The sequence below is a fragment of the Fluviirhizobium alvei genome (assembly GCF_030551875.1).
Classification (GTDB): domain Bacteria; phylum Pseudomonadota; class Alphaproteobacteria; order Rhizobiales; family Rhizobiaceae; genus Rhizobium_E; species Rhizobium_E alvei.
The window spans coordinates 319,213-344,758 of sequence record NZ_JAUOZU010000006.1; the positions used below are offsets into that span (position 1 = coordinate 319,213).

The 25,546-nt window shown below is 59.9% G+C and carries 28 protein-coding genes; 21 read left to right on the top strand and 7 right to left on the bottom strand.

Going from position 1 to position 25,546, the window contains the following annotated elements; all coding sequences use genetic code 11:
• The first annotated feature begins 1 nt into the window (after position 1).
• The 8 genes from Q4481_RS07935 to Q4481_RS07970 all read left to right on the top strand — a co-directional run bounded on the left by Q4481_RS07935 (position 2) and on the right by Q4481_RS07970 (position 7,425).
• Positions 2-1,060, top strand: coding sequence for an ABC transporter ATP-binding protein (locus tag Q4481_RS07935; RefSeq protein ID WP_304375791.1), 1,059 nt, complete (start codon positions 2-4; stop codon positions 1,058-1,060).
• 32 nt (positions 1,061-1,092) lie between these two features.
• Positions 1,093-1,284 (top strand): twin-arginine translocase TatA/TatE family subunit, encoded by a 192-nt coding sequence (locus Q4481_RS07940; RefSeq protein ID WP_304375792.1) that lies wholly within the window; start codon positions 1,093-1,095, stop codon positions 1,282-1,284.
• A 38-nt stretch (positions 1,285-1,322) separates the two neighbouring features.
• Positions 1,323-2,021, top strand: a complete 699-nt coding sequence (gene tatB, locus Q4481_RS07945) for a Sec-independent protein translocase protein TatB (RefSeq protein ID WP_304375793.1) — start codon at positions 1,323-1,325, stop codon at positions 2,019-2,021.
• Complete coding sequence (gene tatC / locus Q4481_RS07950) at positions 2,018-2,824, top strand: twin-arginine translocase subunit TatC (RefSeq protein ID WP_304375794.1); 807 nt, start codon at positions 2,018-2,020, stop codon at positions 2,822-2,824. The genes tatB and tatC overlap by 4 nt, the downstream gene beginning before the upstream one ends.
• Positions 2,825-2,939: 115 nt before the next feature.
• Complete coding sequence (serS, locus tag Q4481_RS07955; RefSeq protein WP_304375795.1) at positions 2,940-4,223, top strand: serine--tRNA ligase; 1,284 nt, start codon at positions 2,940-2,942, stop codon at positions 4,221-4,223.
• A 3-nt stretch (positions 4,224-4,226) separates the two neighbouring features.
• A complete protein-coding gene (gene surE / locus Q4481_RS07960) occupies positions 4,227-4,997 on the top strand; it encodes a 5'/3'-nucleotidase SurE (RefSeq protein WP_304375797.1) in 771 nt (256 codons plus the stop codon).
• A 1-nt stretch (position 4,998) separates the two neighbouring features.
• The gene (locus Q4481_RS07965; protein ID WP_304375798.1) at positions 4,999-5,649 is read left to right on the top strand and encodes a protein-L-isoaspartate(D-aspartate) O-methyltransferase; all 651 of its coding nucleotides are present in this window, start codon (positions 4,999-5,001) and stop codon (positions 5,647-5,649) included.
• A 234-nt stretch (positions 5,650-5,883) separates the two neighbouring features.
• The gene (locus tag Q4481_RS07970; protein WP_304375799.1) at positions 5,884-7,425 is read left to right on the top strand and encodes a peptidoglycan DD-metalloendopeptidase family protein; all 1,542 of its coding nucleotides are present in this window, start codon (positions 5,884-5,886) and stop codon (positions 7,423-7,425) included.
• 50 nt (positions 7,426-7,475) lie between these two features.
• On the opposite strand, the gene Q4481_RS07975 is transcribed toward Q4481_RS07970, so the two are convergent.
• Positions 7,476-8,339 (bottom strand): ATP-binding protein, encoded by an 864-nt coding sequence (locus Q4481_RS07975; protein WP_304375800.1) that lies wholly within the window; start codon positions 8,337-8,339, stop codon positions 7,476-7,478.
• Positions 8,340-8,538: 199 nt separating this feature from the next.
• Here Q4481_RS07975 and yajC point away from each other — a divergent pair, with 199 nt between their 5' ends.
• From yajC to Q4481_RS08005, 6 genes are all read left to right on the top strand, one after another.
• A complete protein-coding gene (yajC, locus tag Q4481_RS07980) occupies positions 8,539-8,892 on the top strand; it encodes a preprotein translocase subunit YajC (RefSeq protein WP_304375802.1) in 354 nt (117 codons plus the stop codon).
• 60 nt (positions 8,893-8,952) lie between these two features.
• Positions 8,953-11,505: a protein translocase subunit SecDF gene (gene secDF, locus Q4481_RS07985; RefSeq protein WP_304375803.1), complete on the top strand. Its 2,553-nt coding sequence runs from the start codon at positions 8,953-8,955 to the stop codon at positions 11,503-11,505.
• Between the two features lie 3 nt (positions 11,506-11,508).
• Positions 11,509-11,898: an Mth938-like domain-containing protein gene (locus Q4481_RS07990; protein WP_304375804.1), complete on the top strand. Its 390-nt coding sequence runs from the start codon at positions 11,509-11,511 to the stop codon at positions 11,896-11,898.
• Between the two features lie 3 nt (positions 11,899-11,901).
• Positions 11,902-12,759 carry a phytoene/squalene synthase family protein gene (locus tag Q4481_RS07995; RefSeq protein WP_304375805.1) on the top strand — a complete coding sequence of 286 codons (858 nt, stop codon included), beginning with the start codon at positions 11,902-11,904 and terminating at the stop codon, positions 12,757-12,759.
• Positions 12,760-12,852: 93 nt separating this feature from the next.
• Entirely contained in the window at positions 12,853-14,013 is a 1,161-nt protein-coding gene (locus tag Q4481_RS08000; protein WP_304375806.1) for an extensin-like domain-containing protein, read from the top strand.
• Positions 14,014-14,133: 120 nt separating this feature from the next.
• Complete coding sequence (locus Q4481_RS08005) at positions 14,134-14,952, top strand: sulfite exporter TauE/SafE family protein (protein ID WP_304375807.1); 819 nt, start codon at positions 14,134-14,136, stop codon at positions 14,950-14,952.
• A gap of 7 nt (positions 14,953-14,959) precedes the next feature.
• On the opposite strand, the gene Q4481_RS08010 is transcribed toward Q4481_RS08005, so the two are convergent.
• The 3 genes from Q4481_RS08010 to Q4481_RS08020 are packed head-to-tail and all read right to left on the bottom strand — an operon-like array spanning position 14,960 to position 16,697.
• Complete coding sequence (locus tag Q4481_RS08010) at positions 14,960-15,661, bottom strand: retropepsin-like aspartic protease family protein (RefSeq protein WP_304375808.1); 702 nt, start codon at positions 15,659-15,661, stop codon at positions 14,960-14,962.
• A complete protein-coding gene (locus tag Q4481_RS08015) occupies positions 15,658-15,879 on the bottom strand; it encodes a DUF1289 domain-containing protein (RefSeq protein ID WP_304375810.1) in 222 nt (73 codons plus the stop codon). The genes Q4481_RS08010 and Q4481_RS08015 overlap by 4 nt, the downstream gene beginning before the upstream one ends.
• Positions 15,880-15,902: 23 nt before the next feature.
• The gene (locus Q4481_RS08020; RefSeq protein ID WP_304375812.1) at positions 15,903-16,697 is read right to left on the bottom strand and encodes an adenosylcobinamide-GDP ribazoletransferase; all 795 of its coding nucleotides are present in this window, start codon (positions 16,695-16,697) and stop codon (positions 15,903-15,905) included.
• Positions 16,698-16,810: 113 nt separating this feature from the next.
• Between Q4481_RS08020 and cobT the strand changes: the two genes are divergently transcribed.
• The 3 genes from cobT (at position 16,811) to Q4481_RS08035 (ending at position 19,907) form a co-directional block, all read left to right on the top strand.
• A complete protein-coding gene (cobT, locus tag Q4481_RS08025; RefSeq protein WP_304375813.1) occupies positions 16,811-17,827 on the top strand; it encodes a nicotinate-nucleotide--dimethylbenzimidazole phosphoribosyltransferase in 1,017 nt (338 codons plus the stop codon).
• A 78-nt stretch (positions 17,828-17,905) separates the two neighbouring features.
• Positions 17,906-19,528, top strand: coding sequence for a phosphoethanolamine transferase (locus tag Q4481_RS08030; protein ID WP_304375814.1), 1,623 nt, complete (start codon positions 17,906-17,908; stop codon positions 19,526-19,528).
• A gap of 13 nt (positions 19,529-19,541) precedes the next feature.
• Positions 19,542-19,907: a diacylglycerol kinase gene (locus Q4481_RS08035; RefSeq protein ID WP_304375816.1), complete on the top strand. Its 366-nt coding sequence runs from the start codon at positions 19,542-19,544 to the stop codon at positions 19,905-19,907.
• A gap of 15 nt (positions 19,908-19,922) precedes the next feature.
• Here Q4481_RS08035 and Q4481_RS08040 read toward each other — a convergent pair whose 3' ends face one another.
• A complete protein-coding gene (locus tag Q4481_RS08040; protein WP_304375817.1) occupies positions 19,923-21,455 on the bottom strand; it encodes a sensor histidine kinase in 1,533 nt (510 codons plus the stop codon).
• Between the two features lie 130 nt (positions 21,456-21,585).
• On the opposite strand from Q4481_RS08040, the gene Q4481_RS08045 reads away from it, so the two are divergent.
• The 4 genes from Q4481_RS08045 (at position 21,586) to Q4481_RS08060 (ending at position 23,932) form a co-directional block, all read left to right on the top strand.
• The gene (locus tag Q4481_RS08045) at positions 21,586-22,122 is read left to right on the top strand and encodes a thermonuclease family protein (RefSeq protein WP_304375818.1); all 537 of its coding nucleotides are present in this window, start codon (positions 21,586-21,588) and stop codon (positions 22,120-22,122) included.
• A gap of 23 nt (positions 22,123-22,145) precedes the next feature.
• Positions 22,146-22,760: a glutathione S-transferase family protein gene (locus Q4481_RS08050; protein WP_304375820.1), complete on the top strand. Its 615-nt coding sequence runs from the start codon at positions 22,146-22,148 to the stop codon at positions 22,758-22,760.
• Positions 22,757-23,377: a uracil-DNA glycosylase family protein gene (locus tag Q4481_RS08055; RefSeq protein WP_304375821.1), complete on the top strand. Its 621-nt coding sequence runs from the start codon at positions 22,757-22,759 to the stop codon at positions 23,375-23,377. Before Q4481_RS08050 ends, Q4481_RS08055 begins: the two co-directional genes overlap by 4 nt.
• Positions 23,378-23,443: 66 nt before the next feature.
• Positions 23,444-23,932, top strand: a complete 489-nt coding sequence (locus Q4481_RS08060; RefSeq protein WP_304375822.1) for an Lrp/AsnC family transcriptional regulator — start codon at positions 23,444-23,446, stop codon at positions 23,930-23,932.
• Positions 23,933-23,962: 30 nt separating this feature from the next.
• Here the strand turns inward: Q4481_RS08060 and Q4481_RS08065 are convergent, their stop codons facing one another.
• Both Q4481_RS08065 and Q4481_RS08070 read right to left on the bottom strand, forming a co-directional pair.
• Positions 23,963-24,658 carry a DNA alkylation repair protein gene (locus Q4481_RS08065; protein WP_304375823.1) on the bottom strand — a complete coding sequence of 232 codons (696 nt, stop codon included), beginning with the start codon at positions 24,656-24,658 and terminating at the stop codon, positions 23,963-23,965.
• A complete protein-coding gene (locus Q4481_RS08070; RefSeq protein WP_354542190.1) occupies positions 24,655-25,545 on the bottom strand; it encodes an NAD(P)-dependent oxidoreductase in 891 nt (296 codons plus the stop codon). The genes Q4481_RS08065 and Q4481_RS08070 overlap by 4 nt, the downstream gene beginning before the upstream one ends.
• Between the last annotated feature and the right edge of the window lies 1 nt (position 25,546).

The window sequence follows — 25,546 nt, forward strand, 5'->3', positions numbered from 1 at the left end:
CGTGACCTTTGCTGCCCGACTGACCTTCGATAATATCCAGCACCGCTATCACCATCGTGAAACGATCCGCAATCTCTCGCTGTCTGTCGAGCCGGGCGAGGTGCTTTGCCTGCTCGGGCCTTCCGGGTCCGGTAAGACCACCTTGCTGCGCATTGCCGCCGGCATCGAGGCGCAGAGTGCCGGACGCTTGTTGCTCAACGATCGCGAAATTGCGGGTCCTTCCGCCTTCCTGCCGCCCGAACGGCGCGGCATCGGCCTGATGTTTCAGGATTTTGCGCTCTTTCCGCATATGACGATTCTGGACAATGTGCGTTACGGTCTCACAGCCTTGCCGAAGGCGGAGGCGCGCGCCGAAGCGCTCAATGCGCTCGATCGGGTCGGGCTTGCCCACTATGCAGAAAAATATCCGCATGCGCTTTCCGGTGGCGAACAGCAGCGTGTTGCTCTGGCACGTGCGCTGGCACCGCGTCCGGGCGTTCTTTTGATGGACGAGCCTTTCTCCGGCCTCGATTCCCGGCTCAAGGATTCGATCCGTGCCGATACGCTGGCCATCCTGCGCGAGGCACGTGCGACGGCAATCGTCGTGACCCACGATGCCGAGGAAGCGATGCGCATGGCGGACCGGATTGCGCTTCTGCGCGACGGAAAACTGGTACAGGTCGGAACCTCCGATGACCTCTACCGCAAGCCGGTCGATATTTTCACCGCGTCGTTCTTTTCCGAAATCAATCTGTTCGAAGGTCGCGTCGAGCGGGGCAGGGTCAAGACACCGCTCGGAGAATTCGATGCCTCGACCTATGCCGACGGCCAGCGACTGGATGTGGCCGTGCGGCTTTCGAGCGTCAATGTGCTCGAGGAAGGCGGAGCGGTTCCCGCCCGTGTCATTTCCCGGCGTTTTCTGGGGGTTGTCGAGTTTTTCATGCTCGCTGTGCCCGGCTCGGATCAGCCTGTTCGCGCCCGGATCCGTGCCGACCTGGTGCCTCCGGGATTGCGGGACGTGACGCTTTCAGTTAACGAACGAGACATATTGCTATTTGAAAAAGCCGGCGACAGTGACTAAATCACCAAAAGGCTTTCAACAGGAGTAGGGGAATGGGTTCTTTTAGCGTATGGCACTGGCTGATCGTGCTGGCCGTCGTTCTGATTTTCTTCGGTCGTGGCAAGATCCCCGAACTGATGGGTGATGTCGCCAAGGGCATCAAGAACTTCAAGAAGGGCATGGCGGAAGATGAAACCGCTGACGCCAGCAAGCCCGTCGAACACAAAGCCGACGAAGTGAAGTGACCTCTAGGCGAGCCTGAGGGCGCGCGGGATACATCGAGATGCTTGAAGTCGGCTGGAGCGAGATCCTCGTCATCGCGCTCATTCTGATCATCGTCGTGGGTCCGAAGGATCTGCCCGGAATGCTGCGGACCTTCGGTCGCATGGCAAGCCGGGTTCGCTCCATGGCCAATGAATTCAAGGGTCAGTTTGACGAAGCGATTCGTGAGGCTGAACTGGATGATGTCCGCAAGGGTTTGAACGAGGTTTCCAAGCTCAACCCGACCAACTCGCTGCGCGATGCGATCAATCCGATCCGCCAGCTCGGACAGGATATTAAATCCGATCTGCAGAAAGCGACCACGGTTCCGGCCGCCGAGCACAAGCCCTTCGTCGAGCCGAAAGTGGAGCCGGTAATCGAGCCGGCTACGCCGTCTGCGACGAATGCAACGCCGGCCGTCTCGGAGCCTGCGCCGGTCGCTACGAGTTCCGTTGTTCCGACTGCGGTCGCTGAAACGCCAGTTGCCCCCGCAGTCGCAGAACCGGTGGCGGAAAAGCAAGCCAAGCCCAAAGCACCGCGCAAGAAGGCCGAGGCGGCGCCTTCGGCCGAAGTTGCTGTCAAGTCCGAGGCTGCGCCCAAGGCTGCGCCGCGCAAACGGGCGACAAAGGCCGAGCCGGCGAGTTCCGTTGTGGCCGATACCAAGCCGAAGACGCGCAAGGCGCCCGCCGCCAAGAAGACCAAAGAGGCCAAGGACGCATGAGCGACGAAATCGAAGACAAGCCGCAGCCGCTGATCGAGCATCTGATCGAATTGCGTCAGCGCCTGATCTGGGCCGTTGTCGCGTTTTTTGCTGCCTTTCTCGTCTGCTTCTATTTCGCCGAGCAGCTCTACAACATGCTCGTGATTCCCTATCGCACGGCGGTGATCTGGGCTGGTCTCGACGTCAAGCACGCCAAGCTTATCTATACCGCGCCGCAGGAATTCTTCTTTACCCAGATCAAGGTTGCCATGTTTGGCGCCGTCATGATCGCTTTCCCGGTGATCGCAACGCAGATCTACAAGTTCGTTGCCCCCGGTTTGTACAAGAACGAACGGGCTGCGTTCCTGCCGTTTCTCGTCGCTTCGCCGATCCTGTTCCTGATCGGGGCCGCGCTCGTCTATTTCTTCTTCACTCCCATGGTCATGTGGTTCTTCCTCAACATGCAGCAGGAAGCCGTCGATGGTCAGGTTTCGATCGAACTCCTGCCGAAAGTGTCGGAATATCTCAGCCTGATCATGACACTCATCCTGTCGTTCGGCCTCGTGTTCCAGCTGCCTGTGATCACTTCGCTTCTTGTGAGGGTCGAGCTGATCAGCTCCAAGTCCCTGGCTGACAAGCGCAAATATGCCTGGGTCGTTGCTTTCGTCGTCGCAGCGGTTCTGACGCCGCCCGATCCGATCTCTCAGATTGGCCTCGCACTTCCGACCGTCCTGCTCTACGAGGTCGCGATCCTGATCGGGCGCATGATCGAGCGCGGACGGGCATCGACTGCTGTCGCAGAAAGCGAATCCGCGTCGTCCTGACGCGGATCTCGCGCATTGCGGCTTGTGTTTGATCGCCGCTCGCGCCAAAACCCTCCCATGACGGAATCGGCCCGGCCGATGCCAAGACCATCACGACAAATAGCATGGTGCTCCGATGCTCGATATGAAATGGATCCGTGACAATGCCGAGGCTCTGGATGCCGCTCTGGCGCGGCGCGGGGCCGATGCCCTGTCCTCGAAACTGATCGCACTCGATGAAAATCGGCGCGCCGTCGTCCAGAAGGCGCAGGAGATGCAGTCGCGTCGCAACGCCGCCTCAAAGGAAATCGGCGTGGCAATGGCGCAGAAAAACGCCGAACTCGCCGAAAGGCTGAAGGCGGAAGTGGCTGCGATCAAGGTCGATCTGCCGGCCGCTGAAGAGGAAGAGCGGCGGTTGACCGCCGAGCTCAATGACGCGCTGTCGCGCATCCCCAACATTCCGCTTGCCGATGTTCCGCAGGGCAAGGATGAGCATGACAATGTCGTGCGCCATCTGATCGGTCAGAAGCCGGGCTGGAACCATGCGGCAAAGGAACATTTCGATCTCGGCGAAGCGCTCGGTTATATGGATTTCGAAGGGGCTGCCAAGATTGCCGGCGCCCGCTTCACCATTCTCAAGGGACAACTGGCTCGTCTTGAGCGCGCGATCGGCCAGTTCATGCTCGATACGCACACGACCGAGCATGGCTATCTCGAAGTGCAGCCGCCCCTGATGGTGCGGGACGATGCGATGTTCGGCACCGGCCAGCTGCCGAAATTTGCCGAAGACCTGTTCCAGACCACCGACCAGCGCTGGTTGATCCCGACCGCCGAAGTGCCGCTGACCAACCTGGTCCGCGAGCAAATCCTCGAGCATGACCAGCTGCCGCTGCGACTGACGGCGCTGACGCCCTGTTTCCGCTCGGAAGCCGGTTCGGCTGGCCGCGATACCCGCGGCATGCTGCGCCAGCACCAGTTCAACAAGGTCGAACTGGTTTCCATCACCGACGCCGACTCCTCGATCGCCGAACATGAGCGGATGACCGAATGCGCCGAAGCGATCCTGAAGAAGCTCGGCCTGCATTTCCGCACCGTCACCCTCTGCACCGGCGACATGGGCTTCGGTTCGCAGAAGACCTATGACATCGAGGTCTGGCTGCCCGGCCAGAACACCTATCGCGAGATTTCGTCCTGCTCGGTCTGCGGCGATTTCCAGGGCCGTCGCATGAATGCGCGCTATCGCGACCGGAACGATCGCTCGGTCCGGTTCGTCCATACACTCAACGGCTCGGGTACCGCCGTTGGTCGTGCGCTGATCGCCGTGATGGAAAACTACCAGAATGAAGATGGCTCGATTGCCATTCCGGACGTTCTGCTGCCCTACATGGGCGGGCTCAAGAAAATCGAAAAGGCGGCCTGAGTGATGCGCATTCTTCTGACCAACGATGATGGCATTCACGCCGAAGGTCTGGCCGTATTGGAACGCATCGCCCGCACGCTGTCGGATGATGTCTGGATCGTAGCGCCGGAAACCGACCAGAGCGGTCTTGCACATTCGCTGACGCTCTCGGAGCCGCTGCGCCTTCGCAAAGTGTCCGACAAGCATTTCGCCCTGCGCGGAACGCCGACCGATTGCGTGATCATGGGTGTGCGTGAGATCCTTCGCGACAAGAAGCCCGATATCGTGCTGTCGGGCGTCAACAACGGCGCCAATATGGCCGATGACGTCACCTATTCCGGAACCATTGCCGGCGCAATCGAGGGGACGCTGCAGGGCATCAAGTCGTTCGCGATCAGCCAGGCCGCCAACTACAAGCTCGGCGAACGGATGATTCCCTGGGAGGTCGTGGAACTCTATGCGCCGAAGCTCCTGAAGAAGCTCGTGAATGTCGAACTGCCAGCCTGGTCGTTCCTCAATCTCAACTTCCCGAACTGCCGTCCCGAGGAGGTGCAGGGCGTTTCGGTGACCTCGCAGGGCAAGCTCGATTTCGGCATCAATGTCGAAAAGCGCCACGATGGCCGCAACTATCCTTACTACTGGCTGAAGTTCGATGAGCGTCGCGGCGATTTCCGCGAGGGCACCGATATTCACGCTCTCAAGGAAAAGAAGATTTCGGTAACCCCATTGAAACTGGATCTGACGGATTATGCATCCCTGAACAAGCTCCAGCAGGCGGTTGCGGAAGACGACTAAGATGCCCCAGATCAGCGCGAAGGAAGGTTTTGCGGCAATGTGCCTGCGGCTGCGTGCCAAGGGTGTTTCCGATGCAGACCTTCTCAACGCGATCGAACAGACACCCAGACATCTCTTCACGCCCCCGGAATTCATGGGGCACGCATGGTCGTCGCGGTCGATCCCGATCGAATGCGGCAGTTTCATGGAAGGTGTCGATCTTGCCGCCGAACTGATCGATGCGCTCAAGCTCAAGAACAATCACCGGGTGCTGGAGATCGGCACCGGTTCCGGTTTCACCGCCGCCGTCATGGCCCGCATGACCGAGCGTGTCCTCACCATCGATCGCTACAAGACGCTGGTGCAGAATGCCACCGAACGGATGGACAAGCTTGCCATCCGCAATGTGGTGATCCGCCAAGCCGATGGCAGCAGCGGCCTGCAGGGTGAGGGGACCTTCGACCGCATTTTCGTCACCGCTTCTTTTCCGTCGATGCCGCGCATCTATGCCGAGCAGCTGGTCTCGGGTGGTGTGATGATCGCCCCCATCCTCGGTGAGGGCGGCACCTGCCGCATGGTCAAGCTCACCAAGACCGGCAGCCGTTTCGAACGGGTCGACATGTTCGAAGTCGCCTACCAGCCGATTATCCCGCAAATCGCCCTTGCCCTTTGAACGCCCTGCGCTGGCGCGATCCGCCACCGCGACCGGATTGCTTCGATCGACCTTTGCGCTTCAATCAACCTGACGCAGGAACGCTCCTTGCGTGTTCAGTCCTTCCAGTCCGGTAACCAGCTGTTAAGGTTATCGTTTCTCACAATAATTTCACTTTTGGCAAGGTCATTAACCGCCCAGTAATACTAACGCGCTTTAATGAAATCACATAAAGCGTAAGCGTGGGTTCCTGTCATGCGTAGCCAACAAGCAGTGAAGTGCAATGTAAAGTCCGTACGTCTCGCCGTGGCATTCCTGCTTGCGGGTGTAGCGTCAGGGTGCAGTTCCGACGTCAGCCGGTTCGACGGGCTCTTTTCCCGAAAGACGGATCCTCTGACGACCGCGTCGGTTCCGCACAAAGTGAATGCCATCAATGGCAAGTTGCCGGTGCCCCGCGAGGATGTTGCGGGTGCTGACAATCGTATCAGCCAGGATGTGACCGGCGATGCGGCGCTGAACCAGCCCTATCCCGATCAGATCAGCACCTCGACCACCACCTATTCGCCGACCCGCGCTGCGGTGACACCGGTCCGGGTCGAGCGTCAGGAACTGTCGTCGCCGGTTGCGGTCGACGAGGAGCGGCAGGCGCTCACCCAGCCAATGCCGGCGCGCAAGAATGTGCTGGTGCCGCCAACCGATGCCGACGATATCAAGACGGGCACGATCAAATCGACCTGGAAGGTCAGCGATTCCTCTCCGCGTGTGATGGTGCGCAGCGGCGATACCCTGTCGGGCTTTGCCGATCGCTATGGCGTTCCGCAGTCCGAGATCCTCAAGGCGAACAACATGAAGTCGGCCTCCGACCTCAAGTTCGGCCGGTCGATCATCATTCCCGTCGCCGTCAAGGTAGATGCGAAGTCGAAGGCGAAGCCGGTCGAAACCGCCAAACTGAATGACAAGAAGATCCCGGTCCCCGCCAAGCTGCCGGAACAGGAAAAGGCGATCCTGCCGAACGCGGCAGCTCTCCGCGACAAGAACAAGAGCGGCGATGCCGACAAGGTTGCCGACAATTCGGATGCCGCCGCTGACAAGTCCGGCAAGGTCTATGAGGTCAAACAGGGCGATTCCCTCGCCCGGATCGCCAAGGCCCATGGCATCGGCGTCGATCAGCTGAAGGAAGCCAACAAGCTCGAAACGGCTTCGATCCGGATCGGCCAGAAACTGGTCATCCCGGGTGCCGATATGGCCGCAGCCCGCAAGAAGGCCGACGATATCAAGACTGCCTCGGTTCCGACCACGGGCAAGATCAAGGACGCTATCGACAGCAAGCCAAAGACCTACACGCCGCCGGTCGCTGAAAAGAGCGTCGAGGAAGTGCAGAAATCGGCCGACAATGGCGAAAAGGCTCCCGATGACACAGGGATCAGCAAATATCGCTGGCCGGTTCGCGGTGCCGTCATCGCCGGCTACGGTCAGAATATCGATGGGATCCGCAACCCGGGCATCGATATCTCGGTACCGGAAGGGACCCCGGTCAAGGCCGCCGAAAACGGTGTCGTCATCTATTCCGGTGCTGGCCTTAAGGATCTCGGCAACACCGTGCTGGTTCGTCACGACGACGGCACTGTGACGGTCTACGGCAACGCTTCGGCACTCAACGTCAAGCGTGGCGACAAGGTGACCCGCGGCCAGGTGATCGCAAACTCCGGCATGTCCGGCGGCGCGAAACGTCCGAAGCTGCATTTCGAAGTCCGGCAGAAATCCACGCCAGTCAACCCGATGACCTTCCTGCAATAGTTTTGCGTCCAGGAAGGAGTTGAAAAGCCCGGCTCAGCCGGGCTTTTCTGTTATATCTTCGTGTGCAACCGTCCTGCCAGATCCTGGATGAACTGCCAGGCGACGCGGCCCGAGCGGGAGCCGCGTGTTGTGGCCCATTCAAGCGCCTCGGCATGCAGCGTTTCGGGCTCCACCGACAGCTTGAAATGGGTGGCATAGCCATCGATCATTGCGAGATAGTCGTCCTGGCTGCATTTGTGGAAACCGAGCCAGAGGCCGAAACGGTCCGACAGCGAGACCTTTTCCTCCACCGCTTCCGATGGATTGATTGCTGTTGACTGTTCGTTTTCGATCATGTTGCGGGGCAGGAGGTGGCGACGATTGGAGGTCGCATAGAAAAGCACATTCTCCGGTCGGCCTTCGACGCCACCATCGAGGGCGGCCTTCAGCGATTTGTAGGACGTGTCGTCATGATCGAACGACAGGTCGTCACAGAAGAGAATGACGCGGAAGGCGGATTTCTTGAGAATGTCCATCAGAGCCGGCAGCGACTGGATATCCTCGCGATGGACCTCGACAAGCTTCATATGCTCGCCACGGCTTTGATTGATCGCCGCATGGATCGCCTTGACCAGCGAGGATTTGCCCATGCCGCGCGCACCCCACAGCAACACATTGTTGGCCGGGTAGCCCGTCGCAAACCGTTCCGTGTTTTCAAACAGGATCGTCTTGACGTGATCGACGCCACGGATGAGACTGAGATCGACCCGGTTCGGGCGGTTGACCGGATCGAGCGTTTGCCCGTCCGGGTTCCAGACGAAGCAGTCCGCGCTCTCCCAATCGATCGGGAGAGGCGAGGGGCCGGCAAGCCGCTCGGCCGCGTCGGCGAGGCGGCGGATTTCGGTAAGGATCGATGTGAGCAGTTCCGTGGTCATTGCCTGCCTCCAACTGGTTTTTCCAGTCGCCGGTACCATGGGATGAGGAGGCCGAAAAGGTCACCGGTGGCCCAAAACGGTGGTTTCGCAGCGGGATTTGCTATTCGGCTGTTGCATTGATCCGGCATCTTCCTATATTCCGGCGGCTCACAGGGCGGCCCTCGCGTGCCGCACAGTCAATCATGTCCGGGAGTCATTGATGTTGTTCACCGAAGCCTTCGCCCAAACGGCAACGCCGTCGTCGTCCATGGGCGGCGCCATGGATATCCTCATTCTGTTCGTGCCGATGCTGGTGGTGTTCTACTTCCTCATCTTCCGCCCGCAGCGCCAGCAGATGAAGAAGCGCGAGGAAATCCTCAAGAACATCCGTCGTGGCGACCAGGTCGTCATGGGCGGTGGTCTGATCGGCAAGGTGACCAAAGTCGTCGATGATTCCGAACTCGAAGCCGAAATCGCCGATGGCGTGAAGGTCCGGGTTCTGCGTTCGCTGATCGCCGAAGTGCGCGTCAAGGGCGAGCCGGTCAAGGAACCGCAGGCAGCCAACAAGCCCTGATAGAAGGCGAGGCGGGATCATCCCGCCTTTGTTTTACCTCCGAACTGCATCGAGTGTCACATGCTCCATTATTCGCGCTGGAAATCGATCCTTATCTGGCTCACGACATTGATCAGCATTCTGATCGCCTTGCCGAATGTCCTGTCGCAATCCACGCTCGATGCGCTTCCGGACTGGATGCCCAAGCGACCGATGACGCTCGGTCTCGATCTGCAGGGTGGGTCTTATATCATGCTGCGCCTCGAGCGCGGCGATATCGTCAAGGAGCGAGTGGACACTGTCCTGGACGAGGTACGCGGCAACCTTCGCCAGGCGTCTATCGGCTATACCGGCCTGGCGGCGGACGGCCAGACCGTACGTTTCCGTCTTCGTGATGTCAGCCAGATCGACGCTGCCAAAGAGGCGCTGAAGGATCTCACAGCCCCCGTTTCGACCGGCCTGACCAGCGCGTCGATCATCGAAGTGACAATTAACGCGGGAACTGATGGCGCTTTCCAGCTGCTGCTCACCGATGAGGGCATCAATTACCGCGTCAGTTCTGCTTTGTCGCAGTCGATCGAAGTTGTCCGCCGCCGTGTCGACGAACTGGGCACCACCGAACCGCTGATCCTGCGCCAGGGCTCCGATCGTATCGTGGTTCAGGTTCCGGGCCTTCAGGATCCGCAGCGCCTGAAGGCGCTCCTCAACCAGACCGCCAAACTCACCTTCCATCTGGTCGATACATCGATGCCGGTCGCTGAAGCTATCAACGGTCGCCCGCCAGCAACATCGGAAGTCGTCTATTCGAACGACGATCCGCCGGTACCCTATCTGCTTGAAAAACGGGCGATCCTTTCGGGTGAAAACCTCGTGGATGCGCAGCCGGGCTTCAACCAGCAGAACAACGAGCCGATCGTTTCTTTCCGTTTTGATTCCAAGGGCGCAAAGACATTTGCCAATGTAACGCAGCAGCATGTCGGCGAGCCCTTTGCCATCGTTCTGGACAATCAGGTGATTACCGCACCGCTAATCAAGGAACCGATCATCGGTGGCGCTGGCCAGATATCTGGCCGTTTTGATCCCCAGGCAGCCAACGATCTTGCTGTTCTCCTGCGTGCCGGTGCACTTCCGGCGACATTGACTGTGGTTGAAGAACGCACCGTTGGGCCCGGCCTCGGTGCCGACTCGATCCGCGCCGGCGTGATTGCAGGCATCATCGGCCTCGTTGCCGTGATCGCCTTCATGACCTTCTTCTACGGAACGCTCGGCATCATCGCCAACATCGCGATGATCATCAACGTCGTGATGATGATTGCGATCCTGTCGCTGCTCGGGGCGACGCTGACCTTGCCGGGTATCGCGGGTATCGTTCTGACGATCGGTCAGGCGGTCGACTCCAACGTTCTGTTCTATGAACGCTTCCGCGAGGAAGTGAAGGCCGGACGTTCGATCCCGCAGGCAATGGAAGCCGGCTTCTCGAAAGCCTTCGGCACCATCATCGACGCCAACCTGACGACGCTGATCGCAGCTGTCATCCTCTTCTATATGGGGTCAGGTCCGGTGCGCGGCTTTGCCGTCACGCTTTCGATCGGTATCGTCACCACCGTCTTCACCGCTTACACTGTCTCGCGCCTGATGATTGCGATCTGGATGCGCCGGACCCGTCCGAAGACCCTGCCGAAGGGGATCCGCACCGGCTTCTTCGATTTTGCGGCCATCCGCTTCATGGCGATCCGGAACTATACGTTCACGGTTTCCGCAGCACTGACGATCGCATCGATCGCCGGGTTCGCGACGCTGGGGCTCAACCTCGGCATCGATTTCACCGGCGGCTCCGTCATCGAAGTGCAGGACAAGCGTGGTGCCGCCGATCTGGCCGACATTCGCGCGCGGCTTAACGATCTCAATCTCAGCGGCGTGCAGGTTCAGCAGTTCGGTGATCCGAGCGTGGTGCTGATCCGGGTCCAGAGCCAGGATGCCGGCGAGAATGCCGAACAGTCTGCCGTTGCCAAGATTCGTGGCGAACTCGGCGACGATTTCGATTTCCGCCGTGTCGAAGTGGTCGGTCCGTCCGTTTCGGGTGAGCTCGCGCTCACCGGTCTGATCGGGGTTGGCCTGTCGCTGCTGGCGATCATGGGCTACATCTGGATCCGGTTCGAATGGCAATTCGCTATCGGCGCCATCGTGGCGACCCTGCACGACCTGTTGCTGACGATCGGGCTCTTCGTTGTGACGGGACTGGAATTCGATATCACGAGTATTGCGGCGGTCCTGACCATCGTCGGCTATTCGCTGAACGATACCGTCGTCGTCTATGACCGCATGCGTGAAAACCTGCGCCGCTACAAGAAGATGCCGTTGCCGCTGCTGATCGATACCTCGATCAACTCGACGCTGTCGCGCACCATCCTGACCTCGGTCACGACCTTGATCGCGATTGCAGCCCTCGTGCTGTTCGGCGGCGAGGTCATCCGCGGCTTTACCATCTCGATGCTGTTCGGTGTGGTCGTTGGCACCTTCTCGTCGATCTACATTGCGGCGCCGATCCTGATCCTGTTCAAGCTGCGCCCGGAAAACTTCCAGGGCGGCGACGAACAGGATGAGGGCAAAGCCTCCACAGCGCCGGCGGTGTAAACCTTGGCAAAGGGGATCATCATTCGCGAACAGCATTTCCCCGGGCGGGCGCCGATCGATGCCTATGGCAATCACGGCTTCCGTTTTGCGGATATGAGCCATCGCGGATCGATCCTCTGCCTGCCGTCCGGTATTCACGGTTGGGGTGTGGAGGAGGGCAATCCTCTCACCGATGATCTGTTCGAGAAAGTCTTCGGCGATGCCGACGATATCGAGATCCTGCTGATCGGAACCGGCAAGCAGCTTCTGCCGCTGCCGAAACCGTTGCGGGAGGCGCTGAAGGCCCGCAACATCTCGGCGGACCCGATGTCGACCGGTGCAGCGGTGCGGACCTACAATATCCTGCTTGCAGAAGAGCGCGCAGTCGCGGCCGCCCTGATTGCCGTGGAATAGCCAATGGCAGCCGCCTCCGAAGATCCGTTCCACCATTGCCTGACGACACTGAGGCAGACCGATTTCGATCGCTATCTCGCCTGCCTGCTGTTGCCAGAAGACAAACGCGGCCCGGTCGCCGCGCTCTATGCCTTCAATGCCGAACTGGCGCGTGTGCGGGAACTGGTCCGCGATCCGCTGCCGGGCGAGATCCGGCTGCAATGGTGGCGCGATCTTCTCGAAGGTTCGGCGGCGGGCGATGCAAGCGCCAACCCGATCGCTGCCGGCCTGATGCGGACGATCGACACATTTCGCCTGCCACGGACGCCGCTTGCCACCATGACCGAGGCGCGCATCTTCGATCTCTATGACGATCCGATGCCGGACCGCCAGGCTTTCGAACTCTATGCCGGCGAGACCGCATCTGCGCTCATCCAATTGACGGCTTTGGTGCTGGATGCCGAAGCGGCGCCCTCAGTGGCCAGTGCAGCCGGACATGCCGGCATTGCCCAACTCGTGGCGGGTTGTCTGCTGCTTCTGCCTTACCACCGCAGCCGTCACCAGATCTATATCCCCGGCGATATTCTGGCGGCCACCGGCCTGACAGCAGAGACGTTTCTGGCCGGCGAGGAGCGTAACAGGATCGCGGCGGCTATTGCTGCTTTCTCCGGTTTCGGTCGCGATCACCTGCGCAAGGCAAGAGCGGAATCTTCGTCCGTCAAAGGCGGCGTCAAGGCGGCCTTCCTGCCCGTGTCGCTGGCCGAAAGCGTGTTTGCGAAAGCCGAGCGGGCAGGGGCAGATCTGCTGGATCGACCCTTGCATCTGTCGCCGCTTGGCCGTCAATGGCGGCTCTGGCGCGCCTCGCGCCGCAAGGCTTTCTGAAGCGCCTGACGCGATTCGCGACAGCTTCACCCTTCGCTAACCATTCGCCCGTATCCTCTTCTGAAGTGTACCGGTGAACCGGCGAGCGTTGCCATGAGTTTTGCGTTGGGAATGAAGGGCAGTCGGGCCCTGCTGCCGGCTCTTGTGGTGCTTGTGGTGGCCGGATGTTCGGGCCCCATGGTGCCGCCGGAAGATATCGATGGAGAGACGCGGGTCTCCTCCATTCCGCCGGCCAAAATCCGTGAAGATGTGAACTATGCCGCCCAGCCGGAACCGGCGCAGGTGGCCGATGATCAGATCGATTATCTCAACACGCCCAATCTTGCTGCTGTCGATCCGAAGCCGGAAGCAACCGAGGCCGCACCATCGCTTGCCGATCCGTCTCCCGCAGAGGATGGCGTCAATATCGATTCCGCCCTGGGCGTTGAGCCCGAGCCGGTGGGCCTCGCAGAAGAGCAGGCCAACGACATAGCCGAGAAGAACACCAGCCAGCCTGTGGTTGACGGGATCGGAACCGACACGCCGGTGGCGCTCAATCCGGCGGCAGAACCAGCGTCGAAGTCCACTCCAGGCGAGTTCGGTACCATCGCAAGCGAAATCACGCCGCCATCCCGCCGTGTCGACCGTTCGAAGGAAACCGAAGTTGCCTTCATTCCGCGCTTTTCGAACCCCGAACAGATTCCCGAATCCTATGGCGGGCTGACGGCTGCCGATCGATCCTGCCGCGCCGAGCTCAAGAAACTCGGAGTGAAGTTCCGCGAGATCGATCCGATTGCCGACGGTGCCAATTGCGGCATTCCGCACCCGATCGAGGTCAGCGGCTTTTCCGGCGGCATCACGCTCAAGCCGGCCGCGAAACTCAACTGCAACATCACCCGCAGTTTCGCGAAGTGGGTGAAGTACGAGTTGGTGCCATCGTCCCGCTATCGATATTTTTCCGGCATCGACACGATCTATCAGATGTCGTCCTACTCCTGCCGCAAGATGAATTCGAAATCCTCCAATCCCTGGTCGGAACATGCCAAGGGCAATGCGATCGATATCGGAAAGTTCGTCCTGAAATCCGGCAAGGAAATCGATGTCCGCAAGAAGAGTATCTTCGCCTTCCGCGAAAAAGGATTGCTGAAAGCGGTACGCTCGGATTCGTGCAAGTATTTCAATACGGTGCTCGGGCCGGGAAGCGATCCGCATCACAAGGATCATTTCCACTTCGACCTCAGGACCCGCAAGTCCGGCTATCGGCACTGCGACTAGAATGCCATCGAGCCTGACGATTCCTGCTACAGCTTTTTAACAGAAGCGTACCGGCGGACGAAAAACTGCGCTTGCTGTCGCCAGACCTCGGGCGCAAAGAACGTCAAAAAGGACGTTCCCATGCCGCCAGTGTCTGAAATCATCCTGTTTGCATCGCTGTTGATTGCCGCCGGCGCCGTTGCCGGCATTCTTGCCGGTCTGTTCGGCGTCGGAGGCGGGGCCATCCTCGTGCCGGTTTTTTACCAGGTCTATGGGCTCGTGGGTGTCGATGACGCCGTGCGCACCCATGTGGCGGTCGGAACGTCGCTCGCCATCATCGTTCCAACCTCGATCCGTTCTTTCAATGCGCATCGCAAACGCGGCGCGGTCGATATGAAGATCCTGAAAGACTGGGCGATCTGGCTGCCGCTCGGCACCATCCTGGCCTCGGCCATTGCCGCCTACATATCGGGTGCAGCGCTGCGCACCATCTTCGCTGTCCTCTCGCTCCTCATTGCCCTCAGAATGTTCCTCAACCGCGAAAGCTGGCGGTTCGGTGACCAGATGCCGGGCGGTTTTCTCAATGCGGTCGCCGGTGCCGGCATCGGCCTCTTTTCCGGCCTGATGGGTGTGGGTGGCGGCGTGTTGTCCAATCTCTGGATGACGCTCTGGGGCCGCACCGTGCACCAGTCTGTCGCGACGTCATCCGGCGTTGGGGTGTTGATCTCGATCCCCGGATTGATCGGCTACGCCTGGGCCGGTTGGGGCGAGGCGGGCCTGCCGCCCTTTTCCACCGGCTTCATCAACTGGATCACCGTTCTGCTCGTCATTCCCGTGACACTGATGACAGCGCCGGTGGGCGTGCGGCTCGCACATGCCATGTCGCGCCGCCAGCTCGAGGTCGGGTTCGGCCTCTTCCTGGTCGCGGTCTCCGCCCGCTTCTTCTACAGCCTGCTCTGAAGGCCGCTCAGTTCTTGAGCTTCAGCTGTTCGCCGGTGAAGGCGAAGGAAGAGAGGGTTTCGAGAAAGGTCATCCCAAGCAGGCTCTGATCCAACCGTCCGCGTTCGGCAATGCCGGCACGGACATTGGTCCGTTCGATGCCGCCGATCGAAACCGTCGACAGCGTGACATAGGCGGTCCTGGCCGGTCCATTGGCCGTCATCACCGTCGCGTCGAAATCGAGCGTGGCCGGGTTGAGGCCGATGCGCTCGGCATCCTCATAGGTCAGGGCGATCGAGCTTGCGCCGGTATCGACCATCATGCTCACGCCAACGCCATCGATCACCGTATCGGCATGAAAATGGCCATTGTCGCCGCGATAGAGGATCACCGTGTTGAAGCCGTTCTCGTCTGTGATGGTGGCGGCGCGGCCCGGGATCAGGCCAGCCGACATCCGCGAGGCGAAATCCTGCGCGTCGTAACGATAGAGATAGCCGGCCACGAGCCCGAGCCCGATCACCGTCCAGAGAATAAAATTGCGGGCCGCTTCGCCCCAGTTGCGCTGGGAGGCGATGACGCCGCCACTGACGAGCGCCAGAAGCATGGCGTAATAGACGAAGGACATGGATTGCTCGGTGTCGATCGAGCCGACGCCGCCGGAACCCAGAGCCAGTTTGAGCAGAAGAAGGGCGCCGAGAATGACAGCGATGATGATCAGAAGTCGCGTCACGTTGCCTGCCCCTCCCGCGCCATGCGGGTCCGGCGGGTTTCACGTCGCGGCTTGCGCTCGACCGTTTCCAGCCGGGCCGGGAGACTGTCCATGATCGCCCGGCGCTCGCTGCTCGTATAGCTCGTCCAGGCGCCGATCTCCGCTTTCGTGCGACCGCAGCCGAAACAAAATCCGGTTTTATCGTCGATCGAACAGACGAGAATGCAGGGCGATTCCATGGCGACCTCTTTGGTTATGCCGCTTATGTGGTTATGCGAAGGAAAACGGCAAGCGTCGCGAGGGCAGCCATCTCCGAAATCTGCTGTGTCGCGCCGATCGTATCGCCAGTGTGGCCGCCGAGGCGGGTGCGGGTGCGACTGGTAAAGGCAATCGTCGCGACAGCGGTTGCGCCCAGCGTGAGGAGGGCGAGCAGGAACGAACCGCAATACCAGAGGATGGCGCCGGCGATTATAGCGCCCAGCGCCAGGCTCACGGGAACCTGTTCGGCCGCGGGTGCGCCTGAAGCAACGGCAACGCCGTCGGTGCGGGCGGGTGGCAATTGCGACCAGTGCCACACAAGCGCTGCGCGGCTGAGCGCGCCGAGCGCCGCATAGGCAAAGCCGGCAGGTCCCGGCAACATCAGCGAACCGATGGCCGAAAGTGCGCTTGCCCGGATGCCGAAGGAGAGGATGAGTGCAACGGCGCCATAGCTGCCGATCCGGCTGTCGCGCATGATCAGCAGCGCCTTTTCCCGGTCACGGGCGCCGCCAAGACCGTCGGCGCTGTCGGCAAGGCCATCCTCGTGCAGCGCACCCGTGATCAGCGTATGCGCGGCAAGAGCGAGGAAAGCGGCGATGAGCGGTTGCTGGCCGAGAGCGAGAGCAAGGGCAAAGACGGCGGCCGGCGGCAGGCAGATGAGAAAGCCCGCAACCGGAAAGGCACGGACGGCCCGGCTCAACGAGCCGTCGAAATCGCGAAAATAGCGATCCGCAACCGGGATCCGGCTCAGAAATCCGGTCGCCCTGGCGATATCGGTGATGAAGTCATTGGCCGGCACGTCTGTACTCCTTACGTCCACCGGAGGCGTGTTTGGCTGTTGCTCCCCGGTGTCTGTGCCGATAATAGAGAGCGCGCACGACCTTGGAAACGAATTTCCGGAGCATTCACAGCATGAGCATCACCGGCCTGCCTTTCGACGATTTCCGCACTCTCATCGATAACCTTCCCGGACCGATGACGCAGGCGCTGGTGGATGCGCGCGATCGCGACAAACAACTGACCAAGCCGCCGGGTTCGCTCGGACGGCTCGAGGAAATCGCCTTCTGGCTGGCGGCCTGGACCGGGCGCAAGCCGGCTGTCAACCGGCCGCTCGTGGCGATCTTTGCCGGCAATCACGGTGTGACGCGCCAGAAAATCACGCCCTATCCGCCCGAAGTGACCAAGCAGATGGTCGCGAATTTTTCCAATGGCGGTGCGGCGATCAACCAGATCTGTGCCACCAACGATCTCGGACTGAAGGTTTTCGACCTGGCGCTGGACTATCCGACCGGCGACATCACCGAGGAGGCAGCGCTCTCGGAACGCGATTGCGCCGCCACCATGGCGTTCGGCATGGAATCGATTGCCGGCGGCACCGATCTTCTCTGCATCGGTGAAATGGGGATTGGCAACACGACCATTGCGGCCGCCATCAACCTGGCGCTCTATGGCGGCACCGCCGAGGACTGGGTGGGGCCCGGCACGGGTTCGGAGGGCGATGTTCTTGAGCGCAAGATCCGCGCCGTCGAAAAGGCGGTTGAATTCCACAAGGATCATCTCTCCGATCCGCTCGAAATCCTCCGCCGTCTGGGCGGGCGCGAAATCGCGGCCATGGCGGGCGCCATTCTCGCCGCACGCGTCGAGCGGATTCCGGTGATCATCGACGGTTATGTCGCGACTGCGGCGGCGGCAATTCTCAAGGCGGCAAATCCCTCGGCGCTCGATCATTGCCTGATCGGACATGTTTCCGCTGAGCCTGGCCATCTGCGCGCCATCGAGAAACTCGGCAAGACGCCGATCCTGGCGCTTGGCATGCGGTTGGGCGAGGGGACAGGTGCCGCTCTGGCCGCGACCATTGTTCGGTCTGCGGCGGCTTGTCACACCGGCATGGCAACCTTTGAAACCGCTGGTGTCTCAAATAAGTCCTAATTAAGGAATGAGCCATGCGCATGTTAGAATGGTCCCGACACGGTCGTTGACGCGACCTGGTCGGGTGGGGAGAGGTGCATGGCTTTGTCATTCGTTGGGCGCAGACCGCAGGTTCCTGCGGTTCTGCTGGCTGTTCTCGTTGCCATCGGCGTTCTGGCAACCGCCAATGACACGTTCTGGCGCCATTCCGTCCAGGCCTTCGGTGGCAACTACAGCCTGTTTGCCTTTGGTGGCGCTGTATTTCTGCTCTTTGCGGCGGCCCTCGTCCTCGTCGCCTATCCTTACCTTCTGAAGACCATTGCGATTCTCGCTTTCGCTGTGTCTGCGCCGGCTGCCTATTACACGGACACATTCGGCACCATCATCAACTCCTCGATGATCGAGAATGCGGCGACGACGACGGTCACGGAAGCGCGCTATCTCGTAACGTTCGATCTCCTCCGGCATCTCGTCCTCTTTGCGCTGGTGCCGATCTGTCTTGTGCTCTGGGTGCGGATCAGCCCGGTCTCGTTCCTGCGCAGGCTAATACGGAATATTGCTGTTGCGGCTCTGTTCCTCATCCTGTCTGCCGGACTGATCTACAGTGAGCTGGGTGTGATCATCGTCTCGCTCAGGCAGGACCGTGTAATCGTCGAAACGCTCAACCCGACCGGCCCGGTCAGTTCGGCCATCAAATATGCTGCCCGTGCTGCAGCCGATGCAAAAGTTGAGATGGCTCCGCTCGGACGCGATGCCAAGCGAGGCGCCTGGATTTCGGCATCCCGCAAGCCTGTCGTTCTCGTGGTGGTGGCCGGAGAGACGGCGCGTGCTGCGAATTTCTCGCTCAACGGCTACGATCGGGAAACCAATCCCGAACTCTCGCGCCTCGACATCGTCAACTATCCGAATGTATCGAGTTGCGGCACCGACACGGCGGAATCCTTGCCATGCATGTTTTCCAACTTCGGGCGCGAAAACTATTCCAAGAGCAAGGCCTGGGCGAGCGAATCCCTGATGAATGTCGCAACACATGCTGGCATCGAGGCGATCTGGTGGGACAACAACACCGGCGACAAGGGCATTGCGCGCGGCATTTCGTATGAAAGCCTGACGCATGCGAAGGAGCCCGAACATTGTAAGGACAATGAATGTCGGGACAGCGTCTTCCTGTCACGGCTGGAAAAACTCGTTTCGACAGCCAACAAGGATACGCTGGTGGTGCTGCACCAGATCGGCTCGCACGGACCGGCCTATTACATGCGCTATCCGGACGATCTGCGCCGTTTCGTACCGGACTGTCGCACGCCGCAGATCACCTCCTGCAGCCATGAGGAAGTGGTCAATGCCTACGATAACTCCATCCTCGCCACGGATCGTTTCCTGGCCGATGTCATCGCAATCCTGAAGAACCATCAGGCCTCGGTTGATGGCGCGATCTACTATGCGTCAGACCATGGCGAATCCCTTGGCGAGAACGGGCTTTTCCTGCATGGAACACCCTATTCGATCGCGCCGGAGGTCCAGACGCATGTTCCGATGATTGCCTGGTTTTCAGAGAGCTACCGGAGCCGGTCGGGGCTCGATCGCGACTGTCTGTTGAAGCGGACGGACGAGGCCTATTCGCACGACAACTTCTTCCACTCGATCCTTGGTCTTCTCGATATTCAAACATCGGTTTACAACCCGGGACTGGATATGTTCAAAGACTGCCGCAAGAAATAGCGGTGGTGTTTGAATGTTGGAAACTGAAGGCAAGAAAACCGGCCTGGCGCATCTTTTCGCAGCCGCCAGCTATTCCTGGCATGGCTTCTGGCGTGTTCTCAAGGAATCTGCTTTCCGCCATGAGATCTTGTATTTTCTTGCCGGTCTGATCGCTTTCTGGCTGGTCGATGCAACGATCGGCGAATATCTTCTGCTGACCCTGATTTTCCTGATCATGTTCGGCTTCGAAGCGCTGAATACAGCCATTGAGGAACTGGTCGACCGCGTGTCGCCGGAACGATCGGAGATGGGCAAACATGCCAAGGATCTGGGGTCCTTTGCCGTCTTTTGCATGTTGTTGGCAGCAGCGATCTATATCGCCTATGTCGTTTTTCTCTGATTGAGGGCAGTCCCCTCAGGCAAAGCTTTTCCTGCGACGATCGACCGCGTGGGTCTCCTCGACTGCCGCCACTGTCTGCAGCACACGCTTTGCCGGCAGGATGGCGATGACCTCGGTTCCTTCGCGCAATTTCGACTTCAGAAGGAACTGGCCATCGTGCTTGTGGAGGATTGCCTGGACGATCGGCAAACCAAGACCCGTGCCCTGTTCTGCGCTCTTGATGGCGATCGAGCCCTGACCAAAGGCGGAGAGAACGACGGGGATTTCCTCCTCCGGAATTCCGGGACCATTGTCCTTGATCGACACATATTGGCCGCCCGAAGCGGTCCAACCCACCTTGACCTGAATTTCTCCGCCCTTGGGCGTGAATTTCACGGCGTTGGACAGGAGGTTAAGAATCACCTGCCGAATGGCTTTCTCATCGGCCCAGATGGCAGGCATTGACGGTTCAAACTGGTCATGAATCTGGATGTTCTTTGCCTTGGCGCGCAGTTGCACCATGCCGATGCAATCCTCCGTCATGTCGACCAGCTGAACGGTTTCCTCGTTCAGTTCGTAACGACCGGCTTCGATGCGCGACAGATCGAGGATTTCATTGATGAGATCGAGCAGATGTTTGCCCGACGCATGGATGTCGCCGACATATTCCTTGTAGATCTGATTGTTGAGCGGTCCCATGACTTCCGTTGCCATGACTTCAGAGAAGCCGAGAATGGCGTTAAGCGGCGTTCTGAGCTCATGGGACATCGATGCAAGGAAACGTGACTTGGCCAGATTGGCTTCCTCAGCGCGGCGTCGCGCCTCGTCGGAAAGCGACTTGGCCATTTCCAGTTCCGCGATCAGATCGTCCTTTTCCGACTGGAAGGAAAGAAGCTGCAGATTGGCGCTGTAAAGGCGCGCGGTCAGGAAGGCGAAAAAGGCAACCGAGGTCGTGAACATTGCCGTCAGCGCCATATCCATCGGATCGCGCGACAGCGCCGAAATGAAGGCGAGGGCAATCACCACCGGCATGAAGGTGACGAGCGTTGACGACCGCAGCATGAAAACGAGGAAGGAGGTCGCCGACAGCACGATCAGCAGTGCGGAACCCTTGAAATAGAAATAGCCGCTTTCGCAGCCGTCGCAGCCGATGAAGGAGAACCAGGCCCAGCAGCAGCCGGTGAGGAATTGCGACAGCAATAGCCGGCGCTGCCAGGTTGAGGCATTGTCGGTCGTGATGGTGCTGGCGCGGGCCCGGTTCGCGATCAGGATGTTTATGGAATGCACGAAAAGCGAGGCGAGCATCCACGGGAACAGATTGATCGTCGTGAAGAAGTAGTTGCTGAACAGACCGACCAGAATGACGAACAATGGCTGCAATGCCGCGCTCTGCTTTGCAGTGGAGAGATAGACTTCCAGCATTTCGCGATCGAAATTGGTGGAGATGCCGCCATGGGTCTGCAGGCGCTCGCGGGTATGCTTGACCGCTTTCGCGACATCCGTGTTTCTGGACGGGCGCGATCGGTCGACAATGATCTTATCGGGCGACGAACTGGCGTTTTGACTCATGACGACTAACGGATACTCGCAGCAAGCAGGAACGAGACTATCGCCGAAATCTTAAGAAGATGCTTCCGTGCTAAGGATTTGTTTGCCATGAAAGAGGTCGTGGCAATGGCCGGGATTCGGAATTGAATCGATGTTTTCCAACAGGTTATACGACGTTCTTGTCGCGGTCTGTTTCATCCTTCTCCTGGCGCTTATCGCAGCGAAAGTCGGTGAGGATAATGCCGTGCGACTGACCGGTCGCTTCGTAGCGGCCGATGGGGACAGCCTCGCACAGGATGGACGCCGTTTGCGGCTTCTCGGCATCGATGCGCCGGAACTTGCCCAGACCTGTCGTCGGGACGGAAAGGAATGGCCTTGCGGGAAAGAGGCGCGCGCGGCACTTTCGGCGCTCGTATCGGATACTGATGTGCTTTGTCGCGGCGCCGAACTGGATAAATTTGGCCGTCTCCTGGTGCGTTGCCATCGCGGGGAAGAAGATATCAATGCCGCGATGGTGCGGTCGGGATTGGCGGTTGCCTATGGTGCCTATGAGCGCGAGGAGGAAGACGCACGGACACAGAAGCTTGGGCTCTGGGCTGGCGATTTCGCGCTTCCATCGGAATGGCGGCGACGCCATGGTGGACGGGACGATGCCCGTGATGTCCATAGGAGCGGATTTGATTTCTGATGAGACTGGAAGAGGAGGATGGAATGAAACTTTATGACAGTGACTGGGCACCCAATCCGCGGCGCGTGCGCCTATTTCTGGCCGAAAAGAACATGCATGTCGATCGCGTCGATGTCGATCTCAAGACCCTGAAGCACAAGACGCCGGAATTCTCCGAGATCAATGCTCTGCAGCGGGTGCCAGTGCTGGAACTCGATGATGGTACCCGGATTTCCGAATCGGTTGCGATCTGCCGCTATCTCGAGGAGATCCAGCCGGATCCGCCGCTCTTTGGCCGCGATGCACGCGAAAAGGCGCTCGTCGAAATGTGGAACCGGCGGGTGGAGCTGAATTTCTTCGCCTCCGTCGCCGCAGCGTTTCGGCATCTGCATCCGGCCATGGCCGCCGCAGAGGTGCCGCAGGTAAAGGATTGGGGCGAAGCGAACAAGATTAAGGCCATGGAGGCGCTTGCCTTCCTCGATCAGGCTCTCGCCGATCGACCTTTCCTCACTGGTGACGCCTTTTCGATTGCCGATATCACGCTGCTGGTCGCCTATGATTTCATGAAGCCGGCCCGCCTGAAATGTCCGGACGAGCTGGAAAACATCCGCCGCTGGTATGATGCGGTCAGCCAGCGCCCAAGCGCCGGCGTGCAATGACGGGGACGGAAGCGGTAGGCCAAGTCGCAGCCGAGATCTCGGCCTGCAGGATCTGTCGCGATGAACCGATCGGCGGCGACCGTTTCCGGCTGCCGCATGAGCCGCGGCCGGTTGCGGTTCTGTCGACGACGGCGCGCATTCTGATCGCGGGTCAGGCGCCCGGTAAACGCGTGCATGACACCGGCATTCCGTTCAACGATCCGTCCGGCGACCGGCTGCGGACCTGGCTCGGCGTCGACCGGTCGGTTTTCTACGATGCGGCGAAGTTCGCGATCGTACCGATGGGCTTCTGTTTCCCCGGTTATGACGACAAGGGATCCGACCTGCCGCCGCGTCGGGAATGTGCTCCGGCCTGGCGGAGGAAGGTGATCGCCACCATGCCGCAGATTCGGCTGGTGCTTGCGATCGGCCATTATGCCCAGGCCTGGCATCTGGGAGCGGCCGCCTCCCGCTCGATGACGGAAACGGTCAGGGAATGGCGGCGGCATCTCGACCATGGCGTTCTGCCGCTACCGCATCCGAGCTGGCGCAACACCGGCTGGCTCCGGAAAAATCCCTGGTTCGAAGGCGAGGTGCTGCCGGAATTGCGGCGTCTTGTTTTGCAGTGGATTATTTGAAACAGGATTCCGCCACGGGCCCCATTTCATGTATGTGTGAGAAAATTATTTTGCCCGGAGGCGTTTATGGACCGGCTCGACAGAAAGATCCTGAGGCTGTTGCAGGAAGATTCGACGCTTGCAGTGGCCGACCTCGCCAAGAAGGTTGGCCTGTCGACGACACCCTGCTGGCGGCGCATCCAGAAGATGGAAGAGGACGGTGTCATCCGCCGTCGCGTGGCCATTCTGGACCCCATCAAGGTCAATACCAAGGTCACGGTGTTCGTTTCCGTCCGCACCAGCAGTCATTCGATCGAATGGCTGAAGCGCTTCTCCGAAGTGGTGGTGGAGTTTCCCGAAGTGGTCGAGTTCTATCGCATGAGTGGCGATGTGGACTATCTCTTGCGCGTGGTCGTGCCGGATATCGGTGCCTATGACGCTTTCTACAAGCGCCTGATCGCCAAGATCGAGATCCGCGACGTCTCTTCGGCCTTTGCGATGGAGCAGATCAAATACACGACCGAACTGCCGCTCGACTATATGGTGCTGGAAACCGCCAAGAACGTCGAGGAGTAACGTTGGTTCCCGGTCGCGCCTGAAACCGGATCACGGCTTCAGGCGGGCGATGATCTTGGGCGAGGTGAGTTCGCGTACGGCATCCTTGCCGATCCAGCGCGCTGTCTTGTCATCATCGGATGCCAGTCTCTCTGCTAGCGCCAGCGCCGGACCATGACAGCCGCGGTTGCGCTTGCCGATATTGCGCAGCGCCCAGTTCACCGCCTTGCGCACGAAATTGCGCGGGTCGCGCGCATGCCGGTCGATCAGCGGTATCCAGGCGAGCAGCGTCGCATCCGGCTCCTTCTTGAGGTGAACGGCTGCACCGGCGATCATCGCAAAGGCGGTGCGACGGACAAATTCGCGCTCGTCGCCGGCAAAAAGCGGCACAAGTTCCGCCTCGAGCCGCGCTTCCACGAAAAGATCGGCTGCGGTATCGACGATTTCCCAGGAGTTGAAATCTTCGGCGAGGCGGATCGCGTCCTGCTGCGTCAGTTTCTTCGGATCGAACGTATAGAGAGCGAGCATGCGCGCCTCGCGGATATCCGTCGCCCACAGCAGGAAGGCACGCGCATGATCCTTCTTTATCTTGCGCGCGATCGCCTGCATCACCGGGTTCGAGATGCCGAGTGCCGTCTCTGTCCGGATGCCGAAACGGCCCATGCCTTCGATGTTTGTCGCGTTCCTGAGGCCACGAAGATGCGCCAGGATCGTTTCGACGTCGGAGTATGGGCCAAGTTCGTTCATTTTTCGAGCCTTGCCAAGAGCGAAGACGTATCCCACCGCTTGCCACCCATGGCCTGGACATCGCCATAGAACTGGTCGACGAGGGCTGTTACCGGAAGCTTGGCGCCGTTGCGGCGGGCTTCCGACAGGCAGATCGCAAGATCCTTGCGCATCCAGTCGACGGCAAAGCCGAAATCGAACTTGCCTTCATTCATCGTCTTGTGGCGGTTTTCCATCTGCCAGGAACCGGCGGCACCCTTGGAAATCACCGCGATCAGCGCTTCGATATCAAGCCCGGCCTTCTTGCCGAAGTGGATGCCTTCGGCGAGGCCCTGTACGAGGCCGGCGATGCAGATCTGGTTGACCATCTTGGCGAGCTGGCCGGAGCCGGCCGGGCCCATCAGGCCGACCATCCGCGCATAGGCATCGATAACCGGGCGGCTGCGTTCGAAGATCTCCTGCTTGCCGCCGCACATCACGGTCAGTACGCCGTTTTCAGCGCCGGCCTGGCCACCGGAGACCGGCGCATCGATGAAGTGGCATCCGCGGGCTTCGGCGGCTGTTTCGAGTTCGCGCGCGACTTCCGCACTTGCTGTCGTATTGTCGATCAGCACGGCGCCCGGCTTCATCGCAGAAAGGCAGCCATCGGCGCCGATCGTCACCGAACGGAGATCGTCGTCATTGCCGACGCAGGTGAAGACATAGTCGGCATCCTTTGCTGCGTCCGCCGGGGTGAGCGCGAAACGGCCACCGAACTGTGCCACCCACTTTTCGGCTTTTTCGGTCGTGCGGTTATAGACGGTAACGTCATGTCCGCCCTTGACCTTGAGGTGGCCCGCCATCGGATACCCCATGACGCCCAAACCGATGAAAGTGACCTTTGCCATGAAAAACTCCCGCAATCTGATT